At 66.5% G+C, this 19676-nt stretch carries 15 protein-coding genes; 8 read left to right on the top strand and 7 right to left on the bottom strand.

The annotated features are described in order from the left end of the window. Window positions 1-208 precede the first annotated feature (208 nt). Together OP498_RS12385 and OP498_RS12380 are read right to left on the bottom strand one after the other, a co-directional pair. Complete coding sequence (locus tag OP498_RS12385) at window positions 209-1558, bottom strand: MFS transporter (protein ID WP_280553730.1); 1350 nt, start codon at window positions 1556-1558, stop codon at window positions 209-211. Window positions 1559-1852: 294 nt separating this feature from the next. After that, window positions 1853-2587, bottom strand: a complete 735-nt coding sequence (locus OP498_RS12380; protein ID WP_280553729.1) for a murein L,D-transpeptidase catalytic domain family protein — start codon at window positions 2585-2587, stop codon at window positions 1853-1855. 163 nt (window positions 2588-2750) lie between these two features. Between OP498_RS12380 and OP498_RS12375 the strand changes: the two genes are divergently transcribed. After that, window positions 2751-4364 (top strand): L,D-transpeptidase family protein, encoded by a 1614-nt coding sequence (locus OP498_RS12375; RefSeq protein ID WP_280553727.1) that lies wholly within the window; start codon window positions 2751-2753, stop codon window positions 4362-4364. Window positions 4365-4404: 40 nt separating this feature from the next. On the opposite strand, the gene OP498_RS12370 is transcribed toward OP498_RS12375, so the two are convergent. The 3 genes from OP498_RS12370 to OP498_RS12360 form a co-directional block, all read right to left on the bottom strand. After that, window positions 4405-6258, bottom strand: a complete 1854-nt coding sequence (locus OP498_RS12370) for an ABC transporter ATP-binding protein (RefSeq protein ID WP_280553726.1) — start codon at window positions 6256-6258, stop codon at window positions 4405-4407. A 154-nt stretch (window positions 6259-6412) separates the two neighbouring features. Beyond that, window positions 6413-8143, bottom strand: coding sequence for a peptidoglycan DD-metalloendopeptidase family protein (locus tag OP498_RS12365; RefSeq protein ID WP_280553724.1), 1731 nt, complete (start codon window positions 8141-8143; stop codon window positions 6413-6415). Window positions 8144-8380: 237 nt separating this feature from the next. After that, window positions 8381-9226, bottom strand: coding sequence for a pirin family protein (locus OP498_RS12360; protein WP_280553723.1), 846 nt, complete (start codon window positions 9224-9226; stop codon window positions 8381-8383). A 98-nt stretch (window positions 9227-9324) separates the two neighbouring features. Here OP498_RS12360 and OP498_RS12355 point away from each other — a divergent pair, with 98 nt between their 5' ends. Further along, window positions 9325-10239 carry a LysR family transcriptional regulator gene (locus tag OP498_RS12355; RefSeq protein WP_280547414.1) on the top strand — a complete coding sequence of 305 codons (915 nt, stop codon included), beginning with the start codon at window positions 9325-9327 and terminating at the stop codon, window positions 10237-10239. Between the two features lie 99 nt (window positions 10240-10338). After that, complete coding sequence (locus tag OP498_RS12350; RefSeq protein ID WP_280553722.1) at window positions 10339-11343, top strand: glutathione S-transferase family protein; 1005 nt, start codon at window positions 10339-10341, stop codon at window positions 11341-11343. A gap of 328 nt (window positions 11344-11671) precedes the next feature. Here the strand turns inward: OP498_RS12350 and OP498_RS12345 are convergent, their stop codons facing one another. Continuing rightward, the gene (locus OP498_RS12345) at window positions 11672-12127 is read right to left on the bottom strand and encodes a YaiI/YqxD family protein (RefSeq protein ID WP_280553720.1); all 456 of its coding nucleotides are present in this window, start codon (window positions 12125-12127) and stop codon (window positions 11672-11674) included. A 425-nt stretch (window positions 12128-12552) separates the two neighbouring features. Between OP498_RS12345 and OP498_RS12340 the strand changes: the two genes are divergently transcribed. After that, window positions 12553-14268 (top strand): DEAD/DEAH box helicase, encoded by a 1716-nt coding sequence (locus OP498_RS12340; RefSeq protein WP_280553718.1) that lies wholly within the window; start codon window positions 12553-12555, stop codon window positions 14266-14268. Window positions 14269-14416: 148 nt separating this feature from the next. Here the strand turns inward: OP498_RS12340 and argE are convergent, their stop codons facing one another. Continuing rightward, a complete protein-coding gene (gene argE / locus OP498_RS12335) occupies window positions 14417-15574 on the bottom strand; it encodes an acetylornithine deacetylase (protein ID WP_280553717.1) in 1158 nt (385 codons plus the stop codon). A gap of 117 nt (window positions 15575-15691) precedes the next feature. Here argE and OP498_RS12330 point away from each other — a divergent pair, with 117 nt between their 5' ends. From OP498_RS12330 to OP498_RS12315, 4 genes are all read left to right on the top strand, one after another. Further along, entirely contained in the window at window positions 15692-16429 is a 738-nt protein-coding gene (locus OP498_RS12330; RefSeq protein WP_280547408.1) for a FadR/GntR family transcriptional regulator, read from the top strand. A 178-nt stretch (window positions 16430-16607) separates the two neighbouring features. Then, window positions 16608-17567, top strand: a complete 960-nt coding sequence (locus tag OP498_RS12325) for a tripartite tricarboxylate transporter substrate binding protein (RefSeq protein ID WP_280547407.1) — start codon at window positions 16608-16610, stop codon at window positions 17565-17567. Window positions 17568-17684: 117 nt separating this feature from the next. Further along, the gene (locus OP498_RS12320; RefSeq protein ID WP_280553715.1) at window positions 17685-19217 is read left to right on the top strand and encodes a tripartite tricarboxylate transporter permease; all 1533 of its coding nucleotides are present in this window, start codon (window positions 17685-17687) and stop codon (window positions 19215-19217) included. Then, a complete protein-coding gene (locus tag OP498_RS12315; RefSeq protein ID WP_280547404.1) occupies window positions 19217-19672 on the top strand; it encodes a tripartite tricarboxylate transporter TctB family protein in 456 nt (151 codons plus the stop codon). The genes OP498_RS12320 and OP498_RS12315 overlap by 1 nt, the downstream gene beginning before the upstream one ends. Window positions 19673-19676 lie beyond the last annotated feature (4 nt).

The raw sequence follows: 19676 nt of genomic DNA, 5'->3' as shown, positions 1-19676 counted from the left end.
CAAGTTTATCGATCTGATGAGGCGAATAGCCCGCTATTTAACGAATCAGATCGAATGAAGTTGGCCGAAAGACCGGTTCTCGCAGTAGATCAGCGTTAAGTCCGACAGGCTTCTAGCATGGCCCAGTCCGAGACATGGCTGCAATCCCGGCGCTCAACGCAACACCACCGCCCGGTGAGGCGGTGGTGTGGGGCAGGCACGGCGGTGATCAGCGCAGCGACAGGGCGCCACCTCCCTCGTCGCTCGCCGCGTCGCGGTAGGCGGCGGCTTCCTCGTCCTCGACCTCCGGCGAGAAGCGCACCATCAGGGTACAGAGGGCGGCGATCATCACGGCGATGCCCAGGTAGAAGAGCCCCTGCTGATAGCTGAGCGCCTCGGAGCGGAACAGGAAGCCGGCGGCCACCGCCCCGGCGTTGCCGCCGGCACCGACGATCCCGGCCACCGCGCCCAGTGCACGCTTGTTGATGAAGGGCACCACGCCGAAGGTGGCACCCTCGGCCATCTGCACGAAGAGGCTGAACACCAGCATGATGCCGATGGCGAGTGCCAGCACGTGCATCTGCGAGAAGAACATCAGGGCGATGCCCTCGCAGAGCATGGCGATGAACAGCCAGCGCACACGCCCCTTCAGGCCGGCCTGGCGGGCGAAGAGGTCGGAGAAGACGCCGCCCAAGGTGCGGGCAAAGAGGTTCATCAGCCCGAACAACCCGGCGATCATGCCGGCTGTGGCCAGCGTCAGCTCGAAGTTGTCGAAGAAGTAGATAGCGGCGATGTTGTTGATGGTCAGCTCCACCCCGAAGCAGGCGGCATAGACCACGAACAGTGCCCAGACACGGATGTCACCGGCGGCAGCCTTGAAGCTTGCCCCCATGCCATGCTCGCCGCTGGCCGGCGGAAGCTCGCCGCGTGCGCGCAGCTCATCGAAGTTGCCGTCCGGGGCGTCCTGGGTGAAGAGGTAGTAGGCGATGCCGGTGAGGAACAGCACCACGCCCGGCACCACCATGGCCAGACGCCACCCGAAGGCCTCGTTGACGCCCAGCATCAGCAGGCCGGAGAAGATCAGCGGCATCAGGATCTGGGTGGTGCCGCCACCGAGGTTGCCCCAGCCGGCCGAGGTGGCATTGGCGGTGCCCACCACGTTGGGCGCGAACATCACCGAGGTGTGGTACTGGGTGATCACGAAGGAGGCGCCGATGGCTCCGATGGCCAGGCGGGCCAGGAAGAAGGTCTCGAAGCTCGAGGCTAGGCCGATGCTCATCACCGGCAGGGAACCGAGACAGAGCAGCCAGGTATAGGCGCGGCGCGGACCGATGCGATCGCAGAGCACGCCGATCAGCAACCGCACGACTACGGTGATGGCCACCGAGGCGATGATGGTGTTGCCGATCTGGGTCTTGGTCAGGCCGAGGTCGTCGCGTACCACCGCCATGAGCGGGGCGATGCCAAACCAGCCGAAGAAACAGATGTGAAAGGCGAACCACGAGAAGTGGAAGGCACGCATCTGTGGCGTCTTGAAGGTGAACAGGCGAATCCTGTTGGCCTTGTTGCGGATCTCCATGGGAGTACCTCGTCGAGTGATGGTCGAACACACGATCCTGGGCCTTCGCCGTTGAAGGTCGGGTCCGACGCACTCGTACTCCCGGGGAGCCTGGTCTACGCCTGCCTTGCTGTTCAGTGCTAAGGCAAGGCGGCGGCCAATTCATGAAAAGCCTTTTTTTATCAAATACTTGTTAATAAAATGGAGGGTGTCGAAGCCTCGAGCGATGCCCCGAGGGCGGTGCAGTAGGGTGCAGCAGAGGCCCGTATGCCCTGCCATGGTGCCGCCCGCGGTGGCGCCATGGCAGGGCGCGGGTCAGTTCAGGGCCAGTTGCCCCTCATCCCGGTTGCAGCGGAAGAAGTCCGAGCTCGCCAGCCACTCCGGATCGGGATAGTAGGTGAACAGGTACTGATCCTCCTTGATGCTGTCGATCAACGGTGCGGCGACCGCCTGGCGAACCGCCGGGCAGCCATAGCTGCGGCCGAGGCGGCCGGTCTGCTCGATGAAGGCCTCGCTGACATAGTCGGCGCCATGAATGACGATGGCGCGCTGGTAGGCCAGGTCGTTGACCCCGGGCTCGAGTCCCTCCAGGCGCAGCGAGTAGCCGTTGCTGCCCTGATAGCTGTTCATGGTGCGGAACAGGCCGATGCTGGACTGGTGGCTTTCCGGGATGTTGGAGAAGGTCTCGGCCATGGCGTTGCCGGAGCCCTGGCCGTGGGAGACCAGTTCCTCGAACAACAACTGGCGGCGCTGCAGGTCGAAGACCCAGAGGCGCGGCTCGGTGGAGGGCAGCGAGAAGTCGATCACCGCCAGGCGTTCGGCGTCCGGGTCGGCACAGGAGAGTGCGCGGGCCGCCAGGCGCAGGACTCGAGGGTCGGCGTCGGGCGCCAGCCGGGTCAGGGTCTGGTCGAGAGGACGCTGGGGCAGCGTATCGGGCGAGTAGGCCTGGGCCAGGAAATCGTCGCCGGCCAGGGCGGCCGGCGTGCCCAGCAGCAGCGCGCTGCACAAGGCGGTGCCGGGAAGACATCGATTCGGGAAGGGGATCGGCATTCGGGAAACCTGTGGTGTGTCATGCTGGGCTGTCGTCGGCCATTTCCGACGGCGGGACGATGACGTAGAGGGGCCGGCTTCCCTGCGGTTCCATGTCGGGCACTATTATGACCAAGGGAAACACGATGACCAGACCTCATTCTCAACGCAGGAGCCAGGACCCATGCCCTCAGCCAAAGGATTGACGCCACTGCTTCTCGTGGTGGGGATGATGCTCTCGATGAGTACCTGGGCCCTCGCCGAGGAGGGCGAGGCCACCGTGGCCGGGGCCCTCGCCGAGCGGCTAGCCGAGGAGGAGGGCGGCCTGCGGGACTTCTACGCTGCCCGGGAGGGGCGGCCCGCCTGGCAGGAGGCCGAGACCGTCACCGCCTTTGCCGCGGCCCTGCGCAGCCTGGAGGCCGATGGTTTGAACCCGCAGGACTACCGGCCGGATGCGCTGGTGGCGGGACACCGCCAGGTGCGCGCCGAGGAAACGACGCCGGCCGGCCGGGCACGCTTCGACCTGCAGGCCAGCCGTGTCCTGTTGACGGCGCTGCGTCATCTTCAGCGCGGCAAGGTGGATCCCCACCGCATCGATCCGGACTGGGAGGTGCCCATCGACGCGCCACCCCTGAATCTGGCGGCGGTGTCGCGGGCGGTGGATGCCCAGCGCTTCGAACAGGCCTTCGCCCTGGCACGCCCCTCGGCGACCCCCTATGAGCGCCTGCGCGCGGGCCTGGCCCGCTACCGCCATATCGAGCGCCAGGGCGGCTGGCCGAGGCTGCCGCAACGACAGCAGTCGCTGCGCCCGGGCGATCTCCATGAGGATGTGCCGCTGCTGCGCGAGCGCCTGGCGATCATCGGTGAGCTGGAGGTGATGGTGGCCGACCTCTTTGCCGGGGTCGAGTCGGGCGCTGCGGAGCCGCGCCGCTACGATGATGCCCTGGTGGAAGCCGTGAAGCGTTTCCAGCGCCGCCACCTGCTCGAGGCGGACGGCATCGTCGGTCCCCGGACCCGGGAGGCCCTGAACGTGCCGGTGGGCGCGCGCATCGACCAGATCCGCGTCAACCTGGAGCGCGCCCGCTGGCTGCTCCACGGGCTGCCGGACTCCTTCGTGCTGGTGGACATCGCCGGCTACCGGATCAGCTACTTCCGCCCCGACGGCCGGGTATGGCGCTCGCGCATCGTGGTGGGGCGCTCCTATCGCCGAACCCCCTCGCTGCGCTCGGCGATCACCCACCTGACAGTCAACCCCACCTGGACGGTGCCGCCGACCATCCTGCGCGAGGACGTGCTGCCCAAGGTACGCCGTGATCTTAGCTACCTGTGGCGGGAGGACCTCATGGTGCTAGGGCCTTCCGGCCAGCGTCTCGATCCGCGCGAGATCGACTGGTCGCGGCCAGGCAACATCATGCTTCGCCAGCGGTCTGGCCCGCACAATGCCCTGGGCCGCGTCGTGCTGCGCTTTCCCAATGAGCACCTCGTCTACCTGCACGACACCCCCGCCCAGGGGCTTTTTGCCAGCAAGCAGCGTGCCTTCAGCTCCGGCTGCATCCGCGTGCAGGGCGTGCTCGAACTGGCCCAGCACCTCTTCGATGATACCGGCACGCCCGCCCATGTGGCCTCGCTGGTCGCCCAGGGCGCGACCCGCAACATCCATCTCGAGCGTCCCGTGCCGGTAATCCTGCATTACTGGACGGTGCACCCGGGGGAGGAGGGCGAGCTGGTCTTCCGGCCGGACATCTACCAGCGCGACGCCACCCTGCTGACGGCCCTGGACCGCCCGCTGGCCGGGTAGCGGGGAGCCGCTGCCGCGACTGGGTGGCGCCGTGGCTGGCTCAGCGGTAGCCCCTGGCCTGCAGGCGGAACAGCCGTGCATAGCGGCCATTGGCGGCCATCAGGCTCTGATGGTCGCCCTGTTCGAGGATCTCGCCGCCGTCGATGACGAGGATCCAGTCGGCGGCACGCACCGTCGAGAAGCGGTGTGAGATCAGGATGGTCATGCGGTCGCGGCTGTGCTCGCGGAAGTCGGCATAGATGGCCGCCTCGGCCGCGGCATCCATGGCCGCCGTGGGCTCGTCGAGCACCAGGATATCGGCGTCCTCGCGCATGTAGGCCCGCGACAGGGCGATCTTCTGCCACTGGCCGCCGGAGAGCTCCTGGCCGCCCTTGAACCAGCGCCCGAGCTGGGTGTGGTAGCCGCCGGGCATGTCGGCGATGAACTCATCGGCCAGGCCGCGCCTGGCGGCCTCCCGCCAGCGGGTCTCGTCGGTGAAGGCGGCGACGTCCCCGGCCCCGAGGTTCTCGCCCACCTTCATCTGGTAGCGCACGAAGTCCTGGAAGATCACCCCGATGCGCCGGCGCAGCGCCTGGACCTCCCAGTCGCGCAGGTCACTGCCGTCGAGCAGGATGCGCCCCTCGCTGGGCTCGTAGAGGCGGGTCAGCAGCTTGATCAGGGTGGTCTTGCCCGAGCCGTTGGCCCCCACCAGGGCGAGGCTCCCGCCCGGGCGCAGGTGCAGCGAGATGCCCGAGAGGGCCGGCGACTCGGCGCCTGGATAGGTGAAGCCCACGCTCTCGAAGCGGATGCCGTCACCGGGACGCGCCCCCGTGGTCAGGGTACCGTGCTCGGCGGGCACCGGTTGCTCCAGGTACTCGTAGAGGTTCGAGAGGTAGAGGTTGTCCTCGTACATGCCGCCGATCGCCGTGAGGCTCGCCGAGAGCGCCGCCTGGCCCTGCTTGAAGACCATCAGGTACATGGTCATTTCGCCCAGGGTCAGTCTTCCGGTGACGGTCTCCGCCACCACCCAGGCGTAGGCGGCGTAGAAGGCCAGGGTGCCCAGCAGCCCGAGCAGGAAGCCCCAGGTCTCGCGGCGCAGCGTCAGGCGGCGATCCTCGGCGTAGAGGCTGTCGAAGATGCTCCGGTAGCGCGCAAGCAGCAGGGGCTCCAGCCCGAACAGCTTGACCTCCTTGATGCTGTCCTCCCTGGCCAGCACCGTCTCCAGGTACATCTGCATGCGGGTCTGCGGCGAGCGCCAGCGGAACAGCCGGAAGGCGTCACCGGAGAACTTGGCCTCCGAGACGAACACCGGCAGGGCGCCGATCACCAGCACCAGCAGCGCCCAGGGCGAGAACTGCACCAGCAGCACGCCGAAACTGGCCAGCGAGATGGCGTTCTGGGCCAGGCCGAAGGTCTTGTTGACCAGGCCCAGCGGCCGCACCGAGGCCTCGCGACGGGCCCGGGTCAGCTTGTCGTAGAATTCGGAGTCCTCGAACTGCTCGAGGGAGAGGGTGCCGGCCTTCTCGAGGATCATCACGTTGACCTTCTGGCCGAGCAGGGCGCGCAGCAGCGACTGCTGGGCCGAGAGGCCGCGCTGGGCCAGGGCGATGGTGGCGATCACGCCTGCCTCGGCCAGCACGTAGCGCAGCACTCCCCACCAGTCGACCTCCCCGGTCTCGGCATGATGGGCCATGGCCGCCACCACCGAATCGACGATCAGCTGGCCGATCCAGGCCGCCACCGCGGGCAGCACCCCGGCGACCAGGGTGCAGAGCGCGAGCCCCAGGGTCAGCGCGCGGGAGGTCTGCCAGACCAGCGCCAGGGCACGGTGGCTGTAGCGAAAGACGCCGAGGAAGCTGGCCAGGCGGCGCTCGGCCGGCGGGGCCGGTCGGGGTTGGGCATGGGGTGAGGACACGCCGAGGGTCTCCGATCCTTGGGGGGCTAGTGTATCCCGAGTGGCTGCTCAAGGAGTAACGGGCCACGGCCGAGCCGGCTGCCCCAGAACGACCGCGCCCCGCTCGAGGGCGGGGCGCGGAGAGACAGTGGCGGCGATGCAATGATAGGGAGGTTCAGCCCTCGTCGTCGCCCGCGGCGCCGGCGCTGGCGACCACGGTGCCGGTTTCGCCGCTCTGCAGGGCGGCCAGCGCGGGCGCTGCCTGGCGCTGGAAGGCCACAAGTTGCTCGCCCTGGAGGCTCTGGTTCTCGGGCAGGGCCACCTTCATGGCATTCACCTGGCGGTTGTTGACCAGGACCTCGTAGTGCAGGTGAGGGCCGGTGCTGCGCCCGGAGTTGCCGGACAGCGCAATGCGCTCGCCCATGGTGACGCGCTGGCCATTGCTGACCAGGGGCTTGGAGAGGTGCAGGTAGCGGGTCTTGTAGCCATTGTCGTGGCGGATCACCACGTAGCGTCCTGCCGCCGGATGGTGGCCGACCTTCTCCACGCGGCCGTTGGCGGGGGCCTGGACGGCGGAGCCGATGGGCATGGCGAAGTCGGTGCCCTTGTGGGGGCTGATGCGGCCGGTGACCGGGTGCTTGCGGCGCGGGTTGAAGTTCGAGCTCAGCCGGTAGCGACCGTCAAAGGGGTAGCGGTCGAAGGCCGGGTCGAGGCTCTTGCCATCCGGGGTATAGAAGCGGTTGTCATCGCGGTTGCGCACGAGGGTAAGGTTCATGCGCTCGCCGGCGTACTCCACCGCCAGCACCCGCGGGTCGAGGCTCTCGCCGTCGATGAGGTCGGACTCCACCAGCACCTGAAAACGATCGCCGCGACGAGTATCGCGGCGGAAGTCGAGTTTCTTTTCCAGGACCCGGGAGAGTTGCGAGACCTCGGCGCTGGTCAGACCGGTGGCCTTGGCCGAGCGTGCGAAGCTGCCGCTGATGCTGCCGGCGAAGAGGCGCTGGGTCGCCTCGCCGGCGCGTTCGATGGTGGCGACCTCGAACCCCTGCTCCTGGCGCTCGACCAGGTAGCCGTCCCGGGCGTTCTTCATCAGGCGCAGGGAGAGCAGGCGGCCCTTTTCGTCGAGCTGGTACTCCAGGCGGTTGCCCTGCCGCCAGTGGATCAGGAGCCGAGGCTCGGGCAGGCGCTCCAGCAGGTTCATTACCTCGCTATAGCCCATGCCGAGGTGGTCCTGGGCCATGATCGCGAAGGTGTCGCCCGCCTGGACCTCATAGGTGTGCCACTCCGGCACGTAGGGCTCGTTGGTGGCGATCTCCTTCTCCAGCTGGATTGGCCCCTCGTCGAACAGTGCCAGCTCGTCCTCGGAGACCTCCTCGTAGGAGGTGGCATCGGCCACCAGCCCGCCGTCATGATCGAGCATGCCGCCGGCGATGGTCCCGATGACCACGGCCATGTGCAGGACGCCATCATCGAGGCTGGCGCCGCCGTCCGCCAGCAGCCCGGTGTCGCCGCGAGATATTTCCTCGCGCGAGGCCGCTGGCAGGGCGAGGGTCTCGGGAATCGCGGACTCGTTGCTGCGGGCCTTGGCCGAGGTAACGAAATCGATATCGACGATTTCCGAGGCGGTGAGCACGGAGAGCGGGACATGGTTGCGGGTGGCGTCGAGGGTCTGGGTCGCCATCTCGATGGCGTCGGCCACCGGCGTTCGCTCCGTGCGCAGCGAAGGCAGGCCGGGGCGGGCATCGGCATCGAGGGGGACGAGAACGGTGTCGAGCGTCTGGCTGTCACGCTGGACATCTTCGAAGGAGGTAACGATTTTCTGTGCGCCCAGCACGGTGACCATGGTGGCAACGGGTAACAGCAACAGCTTGTGGGTGCGGGGCAGCGAATGGAGGATTCGCATCATGAGTAACGGGCCGTGACAGATGAAAAGGAAATAAAATAAGTGGCATCAGAACCATACCCCATGACGTATGGGATGCCTAGTCTGTACGGACATACAGGAAGGGCCGTCGCCCGCCTTCCTTGCGGCGAGGAGGGCGTCGGCGCAGAAGCGCGAACACTGTTTGTTAAGCCAACATTGGACACGCCGGGCCGGGGAATTTCAACCCCGGTCCGGGTGGATGTCGTTCAGTGATGCCGTTCAACCGGTGAGGGTGCCATCGCGGTAGTCCCTCAGCGCCTGCTCCAGCTCGGCGTGCGCGTTCATCACGAAGGGGCCGTAGTGGGCAATCGGTTCGCCATGGGGCTCGCCAGCCAGCAGCAGGGCCTCGGCGCCCTCGCGGCTGGTCAGCGCGAGCCGCTCGCCGCTGCCCAGCCGCGCGAGCCGGCCTTGGGGCACCGCGGTGCCGGCGATCTCGAGGCTACCCTTGAAGACGTATACCAGCAGGGTGGTTGCCTCGGTCGCCAGCGCCAGCTCGCCGCCGGCCGCCAGCCGGGCATGGGCCACCGCGCCCTGGCCGGCCAGGGCCTCCAGGGGGCCCGTGACGCTCTCGCCGGCGGTGTCCTGCCAGCACCCTCCCAGGGCGACCAGACTGGTCTCCTGGCCGCTCAGCGTGGGCATCTCTGTGCCGCGCACGTCGCGGTAGGTGGCCGGGCTCAGCTTGTCCCGTGCCGCCAGGTTCAGCCACAGCTGGAAGGCGTGGAGGCCCTGCTGGTCGGTCAGCGGCATCTCCGAGTGGATGATGCCGCGCCCGGTATGCATCCACTGGGCATCGCCGGCCCGGATGGTGCTCGAGTGGCCCAGGTGGTCCTCGTGGGTCAGGCCGCCGTGGATCACGTAGGTCAGGGTCTGGATGCCGCGGTGGGGGTGGGGCGGGAAGCCGCCGATGTAGTCATCCGGCTGGTCGGAGCCCAGCTCGTCGAGCATCAGGAAGGGGTCGAGCCCTCCGCCGAAGTCATGGATGCGCTGGATCCTGACGCCGTCGCCGTCCTGGCTCGGCTGGCTGTTCACCAGCTGGTCGACCTGCCGGATGGTCGGGGTGGCCATGGGGTGTCTCCGATTCTGTATGGTTTGACTGGCATTTTAGGTCGGATTTTTCGAAGATTAAGCGCAACGTTTCGCTCTATAGATTCGAGGAATTCGAAATGTCCCGTGTCACCCTGGCCCAATGGCAGATGCTGGCGGCCGTGGTCGACCATGGCGGCTTCGCCCGTGCCGCCGAGGCGATTCACAAGAGCCCCTCGACCCTGAACCACGCCGTGCACAAGCTCGAGGAGCAGCTCGGGGTGGCGGTGATGGAGCCGGTGGGCCGGCAAGTGCGTCTCACCGAGGCCGGCGAGCTGCTGCTGCGCCGCGCTCGCCAGCTGCTCGAGAATGCCGCTTCGCTGGAAGATGTGGCGGGTCGCCTGGCCGAGGGACTCGAGGCGGAGGTGGTGCTGGCCGTCGACCAGATCTTCCCCCCCGATGCCCTGGCCCGGGCCCTGGAGGCTTTCTCGGCGGCCTATCCCCATGTGCGCGTCCAGCTCCACGAGACGGTGCTCAACGGCGGCATCGAAATGCTCTATGACGGCAGTGCCGACCTGGTGGCCTCGGGCATCTCGGCCCAGGGCTTCCTGGGCGAGCCGCTGGTCAGGGTGCACTTCCTCGCCGTGGCCCATCCCGAGCATCCGTTGCATCGCCTGGGTCGCCCGCTCGACCTGCGCGACCTTGAGCAGCACCGCCAGCTGGTAGTGCGCGACTCCGCGCTGCGCCAGTCCATGGATGCCGGCTGGCTCAAGGCAGAGCAGCGCTGGACGGTGAGCCACCTGCAGACCTCCATCGACATGCTCGAGCGGGGCCTGGGCTTTGCCTGGATTCCCGAGACCCGCCTGCGCCAGGCACTGGCCGAGGGGCGACTCGAGCGGCTGCCGTTGGCCGCCGGTGGCAGCCGCGAGTATCCGGTGCAGCTGATCCACCGCGATCGGGATCGGGCCGGGCCGGCGACCCATGCCCTCGCCGAGGCCCTGAAGGCCGCAGTGGCGGACTGCTCGCCGGGAGAGCCATTCGAAACTATCGAATGATGGGGCGCAAAACCTGCGCTTGAGCGTTGATGGATTCGCCTTATGCTGGGGGCAATTTCGTAATCGAGCACTCGCTCACCGGCATGAAGGAGATGACCCATGGGGCTTCTGATCGACGGCACCTGGCACGACCAGTGGTATGACACCGATAAACACGGCGGCGAGTTCGTACGCGAATCCGCCAAGCTGCGCGATTGGGTCACCGCGGACGGTCAACCAGGACCCGACGGACAGCCGGGGCTGCCCGCCGAGGCCGGCCGCTACCATCTCTATGTGTCGCTGGCCTGTCCCTGGGCGCATCGCGTGCTGATCATGCGCCGGCTCAAGGGGCTTGAGTCGGCCATCGGGGTCTCCCACGTCAGCCCGCTGATGCTCGACCAGGGCTGGACCTATCGCCAGGACGAGGGTTCGAGCGGTGACCCGCTCAACGGCGTGGCCTACCACCGCGAACTCTACACCCTGACCGACCCCCACTACACGGGGCGTGTCACCGTACCGGCGCTCTGGGACAGGCAATCGGGGCGCATCGTCAACAACGAGTCAGCGGACCTGCTGAGGATGCTGAATAGCGCCTTCGATGACCTGACGGGCAACCGCCTGGACCTCTACCCTGAGGACCTGCGTGAGACCATCGATGCCGTCAACGCCGATGTCTACGACCACATCAACAACGGCGTCTACAAGTCTGGCTTCGCCACCGAGCAGTCGGTCTACGAGAAGCATGTGGTGGCGCTATTCGAGGCGCTCGATCGTCTGGAGGCGCGCTTGGCGGAGAACCGCTACCTGGCCGGCGAGTGGTTGACCGAGGCCGACATCCGGCTGTTCACCACCCTGATTCGCTTCGATGCCGTCTATCACGGCCACTTCAAGTGCAACCTGAGGCGCATCGAGGACTACCCGAATCTCGCCAACTACGTCCGCGAGCTCTACCAGTGGCCGGGCATCGCGGAGACGGTGGACTTCGACCACATCAAGCGCCACTACTATGTCAGCCACGACACCATCAACCCGACCGGCATCGTGCCCTACGGCCCGCTGCTCGGCCTCGATCGGCCCCATGACCGCGAGCGGCTGCCCGGCAAGGGGATCCGCGAGACAGGGTAAGCTTTAAAGCGCCGAGCGCCGAGCGCCGAGCGCCAAGGGTCAAAGGCCAAGGGCCAAGAGCGGGCCTCAGCACGTACCAATCGCTTTGCGAGCAAAGCTCCTACGACAACCTGTCCAGTGGCTCCGCACCCTTCGGGGGCAAAGCTTTTCCAGTGGCTCCGCATCCTTTGGGGGCAAAGCTTTTCCAGTGGCTCCGCATCCTTTGGGGGCAAAGCTTTTCCAGTGGCTCCGCATCCTTTGGGGGCAAAGCTTTTCCGGTGGCTCCGCACCCTGTAGGAGCGCTGCTTGCAGCGCGATCCGTCGCGCAGCGGCGGCTTCAGCGGCGGCTTCAGCGGCGGGGCTTCCTGGCCAGCCAGCGATCCAGCGCATTGGCGAACTCGCGGCGGTCGCTGTCGGAGTAGCCACTGGGGCCGCCGGTATGCTCGCCGCTGGCGCGCAGGGTCTCCATGAAGTCCCTCATTTGTACCCGGGCGCGGATGTTGTTGGCATCCAGCGTCTCGCCGCGGGTGGTCATTACCCCGGCACCGCGCTCGATGGCCTCCAGGGCCAGCGGCAGGTCCGAGGTGATCAGCAGGTCGCCCCGATCGAGGCGCGCGACGATCTCGTTGTCGGCGGCATCGAAGCCCTGGCTCACCGCCAGGCCCTTGACCCACCGCGAGGGCGGCAGCGGCACGGCGTGGTTGGCTACGAACCAGGTCGGCGTGGCGGTACGTTCGGCGGCGCGCACGATGATCTCGCGCGCCACCCTGGGGCAGGCATCGGCATCGACCCACAGATTCGGCATGCAGCACTCCCGGCGGGATAGGGGCCTCGAAAAAAGGCTGGTCAGTGGCAGTCGACGATGGTAGCATGCGCGCTCCTCGCATGTGTTGACCCCACCATCATGACGACGCCACGCTGCCTCAGGCAGGTGGGCGCCGAAACGCCGGGCTCAGTGACGCAAGAACTGGCCCACACGCGTTCGAATTGTGTAGATGGAGCGCCACCAAGATCACGCCACCCGGGCGAGATCGGCGCAAACGGTCGCCACAGCGGTTCATGGGCCATCCCCGATGGCGTGGACCGAATGCCAGGTGCGACCGGCGTCCCCGACTCCGATTTGCTCATCCGACGCTCCGTTGGACGGAACGTAGATGCCTGAGCGTGTTGCACGCGTCAGGGACGCCACTGAATTTCTGCCGGCCCCGTCGGCCTACCAAGGTGTGATTAATGACCTCGACTTCTGTCGCCTCGCCGAGCTTCGGCGATCTGGCCCTGCTGCCTGACGTTCTCTCTGCCGTGAAATCCCAGGGCTACGAGACCCCGTCGCCGATCCAGGCGCAGACCATCCCTGCGCTGCTGGAAGGACGTGACATGCTGGGCCAGGCCCAGACCGGCACCGGCAAGACCGCTGCCTTCGCCCTGCCGCTGCTGTCCCGCCTCGAGCTGACCCGCCGCGAGCCCCAGGTGCTGGTGTTGGCGCCGACCCGCGAGCTGGCCCAGCAGGTGGCTGTGTCCTTCAGCAAATACGGCCAGAACCTCAAGGGTCTTGAGGTCGCCACCCTGTGCGGCGGTCAGGAGTATCGCGAGCAGCTCTCCGCGCTGCGGCGTGGCGCCCAGGTGGTGGTGGGCACCCCGGGCCGGGTCATCGATCACCTGGATCGCGGCAGCCTCAAGCTCGACGGCCTCTCCGCCCTGGTGCTCGACGAAGCCGACGAGATGCTGCGCATGGGCTTCATCGACGACGTCAAGCGCGTGGTGGCCGACACCCCGAAGGACGCCCAGCGGGTGTTCTTCTCCGCCACCCTGCCGGCCGAGATCGAGCGCATCGTCAATCGCTACCTGGTCGATCCGGTCAAGGTGGCCATCGAATCCAAGGTCGGGACCGCCGCCAGCATCGAACAGCGCATGGTGCGGGTCGACGGTGGGGCCAAGCAGGAGGCACTGGCGCGCATCCTCGAGGTCGAGCCGGTCGACGGGGCCATCGTCTTCGTGCGTACCCGGGCCGCCTGCACCACCCTGATGGAGCAGCTCTCTGCCCGCGGCATGAACGTCGCCAGCCTCTCCGGTGATCTGGACCAGAGCCTGCGCGAGCGCACCATCACGCGCCTCAAGCGTGGCAAGATCGACATTCTGATCGCCACCGACGTGGCCGCCCGCGGCCTGGACGTGTCGCGCCTGACCCACATCATCAACTACGACCTGCCCCAGGACGGTGAAGCCTACACCCACCGCATCGGCCGTACCGGCCGTGCCGGGCGCACCGGCATCGCCATCACCTTCGTCGGCTTCCGCGAGGGCCGCAAGGTGGGCTGGCTCGAGCAGGCCACCGGCCAGAAGATGAGCGAAATGGCGGTGCCCGACGAGGCCGCCATCCGCGCCCACCGCGACGAGATGTTCCACCAGCGCGTGGTCGCCGCCCTGACCGCCGGTGCCGACGAGCAGCGCGCCCTGGTCGAGCGGATGGTCGAGGAGGGGCACGACCCCATCGAGCTGGCCTGTGCCTTCGCGCGCATGGCGCGTGCCGACGAGCCCCCCATCGGTCGTGTGCAGGCGCCGCGTGCCGAGCGCAACAATGACCGCAACTCGCGTGACGGCAACCCGAAGCGTCGCGGTGATCGTGAAGACCGGGCGCCGCGGGAAGGCATGACCCGCTATCGCGTTGCCGTGGGCCACCAGGATGGCGTCAAGCCCGGCCAGCTGGTCGGCGCCCTGGCCAACGAGGGCGGCATCGAGGGCAGCCGCATCGGCCGCATCGACATCCGCACCGCCTTCTCGGTGGTCGAGTTGCCGAGTTCGCTGCCGGAAAGCATCCTGACCAAGATGGCCCGGGCCCGCGTCGCCGGTCGTCCGCTGGAGATCAGCGAGGACAAGGGCGCGCCGGAGCGCGCCCCGCGTCGTCGCCAGGACGGTGACGCGCCGATTCGCCGTCGCACCAGCGCCTGATCCCGGCTGGGCCTGAGTCCGGCCCCGGAACGCAAACGGCCCCCGCACCGCAAGGTGTGGGGGTCTTTTTCATGGATCATCCCACAATGCATTGTGGATCATCGCATTGTGGTGTGAAGGCGCCGACGGCGTGCCTTGGTAACGCCATTTATTGTCGGCGTTGCAGCCGCTCGCCCAGTGCCACCATGAAGGCCGTTCCCGCCGCGAGCTGTTCGATGTCGAGATACTCGTCGGGCTGGTGGGCCTGGCCGATGCTCCCCGGGCCACAGATCACCGTGGGCAGTCCTTCGCGCTGGAATTGGCCGGCCTCGGTGGCATAGGCCACGGCACCGGCAGGGCGCTCGTCGAGCAGGTCGCAACACAGCGCCAGCACCTCGGCGTTGTTGTCGTCGGCCAGCGCCGGCACGGTGGTGTTCAGCGCCTCGGTGACGATGGCGGCGTCCGGCGCGCGCTTTCGCATCTCGGCCTCCAGGCCGGCCGTGGTCTCGTTCACCCGCGCGAGCAGCTCCTCAAAGCGGTCGCTGGGCAGGTGTCGGATCTCCCACTCGAAGGTGCACTCCCGGGCCATGATGTTGATGGCCGTGCCACCCTGGATCTTGCCGACGTGCAGGCTCGAGTGCACCACGTTGAAGGCCTCGTCCACGCGCCCCTCGGCCTTGAGTTCGGCCATCACGTCCTCGATCCGCGTCACCAGGCGGGCGGCCACGTGGATCGCCGAGACCCCCTGGTTGACCTGGCTCGAGTGGGCGGCACGGCCGGTCACGGTGGTGCGCAGGTTGGTCGCCCCCTTGTGGGCCACCACCGGGTGCATCATGGTCGGTTCCCCGACGATCACCGCCGCCGGGCGAGGGTGGTCGGCCAGCAGCCGCTCGATCATCCGCGGGGCGCCGATGCAGCCCACCTCCTCGTCGTAGGAGAACGCCAGCCAGATCGGCGTCGCCAGTTCCTGTTTCACCCAGCGCGGCACCTCGGCCAGCGCGCAGGCGATAAAGCCCTTCATGTCGCAGCTGCCGCGGCCATAGAGCCGGCCGTCACCCTTGTCGACCAGGGTGAAGGGGTCGCTGGACCAGGGCTGCCCGTCCACCGGCACCACGTCGGTATGGCCGGAGAGCACCACGCCGCCGGCCTCGGCGGGGCCGATGCGCGCCAGCAGGTTAGCCTTGCGGCCATCGTCGCTTTCCACCCGCCAGTGCGCCACGCCGTGCGTATCAAGCAAGCCCTCGACCCACTCGATCAAGGCCAGGTTGGAATCCCGCGAGACAGTGGCGAAGCCCACCAGGCGGTCGAGTATCTCGGCGGCGGTCATGATCAGGCTCCCGGCTAACAAGTATCCGCCAAGCCTACCATGGCGGGTCGGGCAGCTGGACCGCTCCTCTCCGGGCGAGGGGTGGCTTATGCTATGGGAAAGCCGCAGGAGACGACCATGGATTCACGAGTGGAGACGCGCGCCTCCGACGACTCGCCGGACGGCGAGCCATGCCGCAAGGGAGAGAAGCTCAGCGATCGGGTCTACGGCGACATCATCGATCGCATCATCAATCGCGACATCGCGGAGGGCCAGCGTCTGCCCTCGGAAGAGCAGCTGGCAAGCCGCTACGGCGTGTCCCGCCCGATCGTGCGCGAGGCCCTGGCCCGGCTGCGGGATGATGGCCTGGTGCGCTCGCATCGCGGCTCCGGCAGCTTCGTCCAGCGTCGCCCCGATCGCGCCATGCTCGAGTTCGCCCCGCTGGAGAGCCTGGCGGACATCCAGCGCTGCTTCGAGTTCCGGATCGCCGTCGAGTCCGAAGCCGCCCGCCTGGCGGCGTTCAAGGCCACCGGCGAGGACCGGGCGGCGCTCACGCGGGCGCTGGCACTGCTCGAACAGCGCATTCGCGACAACGCCCTGGGGGTGGATGCCGACTTCGGCTTCCATCTCGCCATCGCCAAGGCCACCCACAACCGCTTCTTCTCCGACACCCTGCTCTCGCTCGAGGCGGCGATCACCTATGGCCAGAACCTGGCACGTGGGCTGGGCCTGAGGCGCCCGGAGCATCATGTCCCGGAGGTCCAGCAAGAGCATCGCGACATCCACGACAGCATCCTGGCCGGCGATGACGAGCGGGCCGGCCGATGCATGCAACGGCACCTGCGCAATTCGCGGCGGCGGGTCTTCGAGGGGTGAGTAACTTGACAACTTTTACAACTCGGCTAGCTTGAGCAATGAGGTCGTCCACGCTGGTTGAAGCTGGTGCGCCTCGGTAGACCGCAGGCAGACCCTAACAAGTCCATGAACTGGCCCGGCTACCGTCAACGATGAAGACAACATTACACAAGACAATATAACTAAGTCGGAGCATGCCATGACCTTCACCTACAAGACGCTGACGATGGCCGTGACGGCCGTCGCCGCCATGGGCCTTGCCGGCCTGGCTCAGGCCGAGTACCCGGAAGAGCCCATCACCTACACGATTCCCTTTGATCCCGGTGGTGAGTCAGACGTCACGGCGCGTTTCCAGGAGCCGCATCTGGAGGAGATCCTGGGTACTGACGTCAACGTGACTCACCGTCCCGGTGGCGGCGGAGCCGTGGCCTGGAGCGAGTTCCAGAACAGTGCTGCACCCGACGGCTACGAAATGATCGGCGTCAATATCCCGCACATCATTGCCCAGCCAATCATGCGGTCCAATGCCGGTTTCGAGACCGACAACTGGAAGATCGTCACCTTCTTTCATTTCACACCCAATGCCCTGATCGTGCCCAAGGAAAGCCCCTTCGATACGCTGGACGATCTCGTGGCCTATGCCAAGGAGAATCCCCAGGCCGTTACACTGGGTGGCAGCGGTACCTATAGCGCCAACCATCTGGGGGTGTTGCGCCTGGAACGTGAGGCGGGCATCGATGTGACCTACATTCCCTTCACGGGTACCGGGCCGCTACCCGCCGCAGTGCAAGGCAATCATGTGTCCGGCATCTTCAATTACTCCATGCTCGGGGTACAGATGCAGGACAGTGCCAAGGTGCTCGCCGTGGCCTCCGAGGAACGAGTACCGGCGATGCCGGATGTGCCGACCTTCAAGGAGCTCGGCTATGACATCGTCGGCGGTGCCTACCGTGGTGTCGCGGTTCCGAAGGATACCCCCACGGCGGTCGTCGACCGGCTCGAGGAGGCCTTCGCCGAGACCAATCGCCGTATCACCGACAAGCAGGAGCCGCTCGGTTTCGTCATGACCTACATCACCGATGATGAGGTCGACCAGGTGATCCAGGACCTGGAGGAAGCCTACCAACCGATCCTCGAGGACGCTCAAACGCAGCAGTGAAGGGTAGGGCAGGATGTCTGGCTTTGGCCGCCCGCCTGGGTGGCCTTAGCAGGATATTCCTGTCCCTGTCGTCTCACGGCCAAGCGGTGAGGGCCAGACGAGGTCGTTATCATGGAAATGTTCGTTGAGGCCCTACTGTCGATCCTGACGCTCGAGGGGCTTGTTACCATTCTGGTCGGGGTAACGGCAGGGCTATTCATCGGGGCGCTGCCGGGGTTGACCGCCACCATGGCCCTGGCGGTGTTATTGCCTTTCACCTTCACGATGTCCCCGTTGCAGGGGCTGATGGCCCTGGGGGCCGTCTACATGGGCGCTATCTACGGTGGCGCCTTCACCGCCATCCTGATCAATACACCCGGTACTCCATCGTCGATCGCCACCACCTTCGACGGCTTTCCCATGGCTCGTCAGGGACGAGCCTACGAGGCGTTGGCCGCAGCCACGATCGCCTCGGTCGTGGGGGGCATCGTCGGGGTGGCGTTTCTGCTGTTGCTGGCGCCGCCACTGGCCCGCCTGGCGGTGGTGTTCGGACCAGCGGAGATGTTCTGGGTCGCCATGCTGGGCCTGACCCTGGTCGCCAGCCTGGCAGGGGGCTCCCTGCTCAAGGGCTTGATGGGTGGTTGTATCGGCATCTTGCTCAGCACGATCGGGGTTTCGCCGATCGGCGGCGAAACCCGTTTCATCTTCGATTTTCCGCCCTTGCAGGGAGGCATCGTGCTGATCGTGGCCCTGATCGGTCTGTTCGTCGTGCCCGAACTGCTCTCGATGGCGGCTCAGGGACATGGCTCCCTGAAGGAAAGCAACAAGTTGGAGGGTGGTGCCCTCGCATCTATCCGCAAGATGGGACGGCATATCTTTCTCCGGCCGACCAACCTGATCCGCTCCTGCCTCATCGGGCAAATCATCGCCATTATCCCCGGGGCGGGTGGTAACGTGACCAGCCTGGTGGCCTACAACGAAGCCAAGCGCTTCTCCAGCGATCCATCCTCCTTCGGAAAGGGCAATGTCGATGGCGTCATTGCATCCGAGTCGAGCAACAACGTGATGGTCGCCGGTAGCATGGTGCCGCTGTTGACGCTGGGTATTCCTGGTGCGCCACCGGATGCCATCATCCTCGGCGTGCTGCTGATGCACGGCCTGCGACCTGGGCTCGACCTGTTCACCGAGACCGGCGTGCTGACCAACGGTTTCATCCTGTCGATGGGCTTCGCGGCGATCATGCTGTTGCCGGTCGGGTTGTTGGGTGGCCGCCTGATCCATCGCGTGGTCATCAAGACACCCTTCTATTTCCTGCTGCCGACCATTGCGATGGTCACGATACTCGGGACTTATGCACTGCGTAACAGTCTGCTGGATGTCGGCATCATGCTGATCCTGGGGGTGGCGGGCTATTTCCTGAGACTGATCGGCATTCATGCCGCGCCGATCGTGCTGGGGATGATCCTGGGGGGCATCGCCGAACAGGGCTATGTACAGACCATGCTGGCGGCAGTGGTCGACCCGATTCCCTGGCTGCGGCTAGTGGACAACACCCTTTCCAAGGTGCTGGCGGTGTTGGTGCTGATCAGCGCGGCCACGGCGCTGCTGCCTGGTTGGCTGGCGCGTAAGGGGCTCCTGGAAAAGGCGGGTTCGGAAGAGGAAACAAGCTGATGGTCGTGCGACTGAATACCGATATCGTCGCGGGCATCCTGGGTCTGGTGTTTTCTGCGGGCCTGTGGCTGCCGCGCGAGGAAATGGGTCGGCTGAGCATCATCTTCCCGCGCGCGGTCCTGCTGATGACGGTACTGCTGGGCATCGCCTTGATCGTCAAGGGCATTATCAAGCCTGGCGTCCGTGAGGTCGAGATCGAAGGTAGTGTCGGGCGATTGGTCGTGACCATCCTGGGGTTGATCGCGTGGTGGTACGCCATCGGTTGGCTGGGCTTTCTGGTGGCGACCTCGATCGCCTTCTTCGGCTTCACCTGGTTCCTGGCTTCCGTGGAAGGCCACGTATCGCTACGACGGCTGCTGATGTGGATTCCCATCATGGCGGTGTTGATCGGTGTCTTCTATCTGGCCTTTACGGAGGTGCTCAGCGTCAGGTTGCCGACCGGGAAATGGTTCTAGCGCC

The organism is Halomonas sp. 25-S5, assembly GCF_029889845.1.
Classification (GTDB): domain Bacteria; phylum Pseudomonadota; class Gammaproteobacteria; order Pseudomonadales; family Halomonadaceae; genus Halomonas.
The sequence above is the reverse complement of the archived record's forward strand: the minus strand, read 5'-3'. Positions and strand labels throughout refer to the sequence as shown.

Excerpts from the sequence above, each read along its gene's own strand:
- OP498_RS12375 (WP_280553727.1), top strand. The coding sequence starts at position 2,751 with ATGCCCTCAGCCAAAGGATTGACGCCACTGCTTCTCGTGGTGGGGATG.
- OP498_RS12365 (WP_280553724.1), bottom strand. The coding sequence starts at position 8,143 with ATGATGCGAATCCTCCATTCGCTGCCCCGCACCCACAAGCTGTTGCTG.
- OP498_RS12355 (WP_280547414.1), top strand. The coding sequence starts at position 9,325 with ATGTCCCGTGTCACCCTGGCCCAATGGCAGATGCTGGCGGCCGTGGTC.
- OP498_RS12340 (WP_280553718.1), top strand. The coding sequence starts at position 12,553 with ATGACCTCGACTTCTGTCGCCTCGCCGAGCTTCGGCGATCTGGCCCTG.
- OP498_RS12325 (WP_280547407.1), top strand. The coding sequence starts at position 16,608 with ATGACCTTCACCTACAAGACGCTGACGATGGCCGTGACGGCCGTCGCC.
- OP498_RS12360 (WP_280553723.1), bottom strand. The coding sequence starts at position 9,226 with ATGGCCACCCCGACCATCCGGCAGGTCGACCAGCTGGTGAACAGCCAG.
- argE (WP_280553717.1), bottom strand. The coding sequence starts at position 15,574 with ATGACCGCCGCCGAGATACTCGACCGCCTGGTGGGCTTCGCCACTGTC.
- OP498_RS12350 (WP_280553722.1), top strand. The coding sequence starts at position 10,339 with ATGGGGCTTCTGATCGACGGCACCTGGCACGACCAGTGGTATGACACC.
- OP498_RS12345 (WP_280553720.1), bottom strand. The coding sequence starts at position 12,127 with ATGCCGAATCTGTGGGTCGATGCCGATGCCTGCCCCAGGGTGGCGCGC.
- OP498_RS12330 (WP_280547408.1), top strand. The coding sequence starts at position 15,692 with ATGGATTCACGAGTGGAGACGCGCGCCTCCGACGACTCGCCGGACGGC.
- OP498_RS12380 (WP_280553729.1), bottom strand. The coding sequence starts at position 2,587 with ATGCCGATCCCCTTCCCGAATCGATGTCTTCCCGGCACCGCCTTGTGC.
- OP498_RS12385 (WP_280553730.1), bottom strand. The coding sequence starts at position 1,558 with ATGGAGATCCGCAACAAGGCCAACAGGATTCGCCTGTTCACCTTCAAG.
- OP498_RS12315 (WP_280547404.1), top strand. The coding sequence starts at position 19,217 with ATGGTCGTGCGACTGAATACCGATATCGTCGCGGGCATCCTGGGTCTG.
- OP498_RS12320 (WP_280553715.1), top strand. The coding sequence starts at position 17,685 with ATGTTCGTTGAGGCCCTACTGTCGATCCTGACGCTCGAGGGGCTTGTT.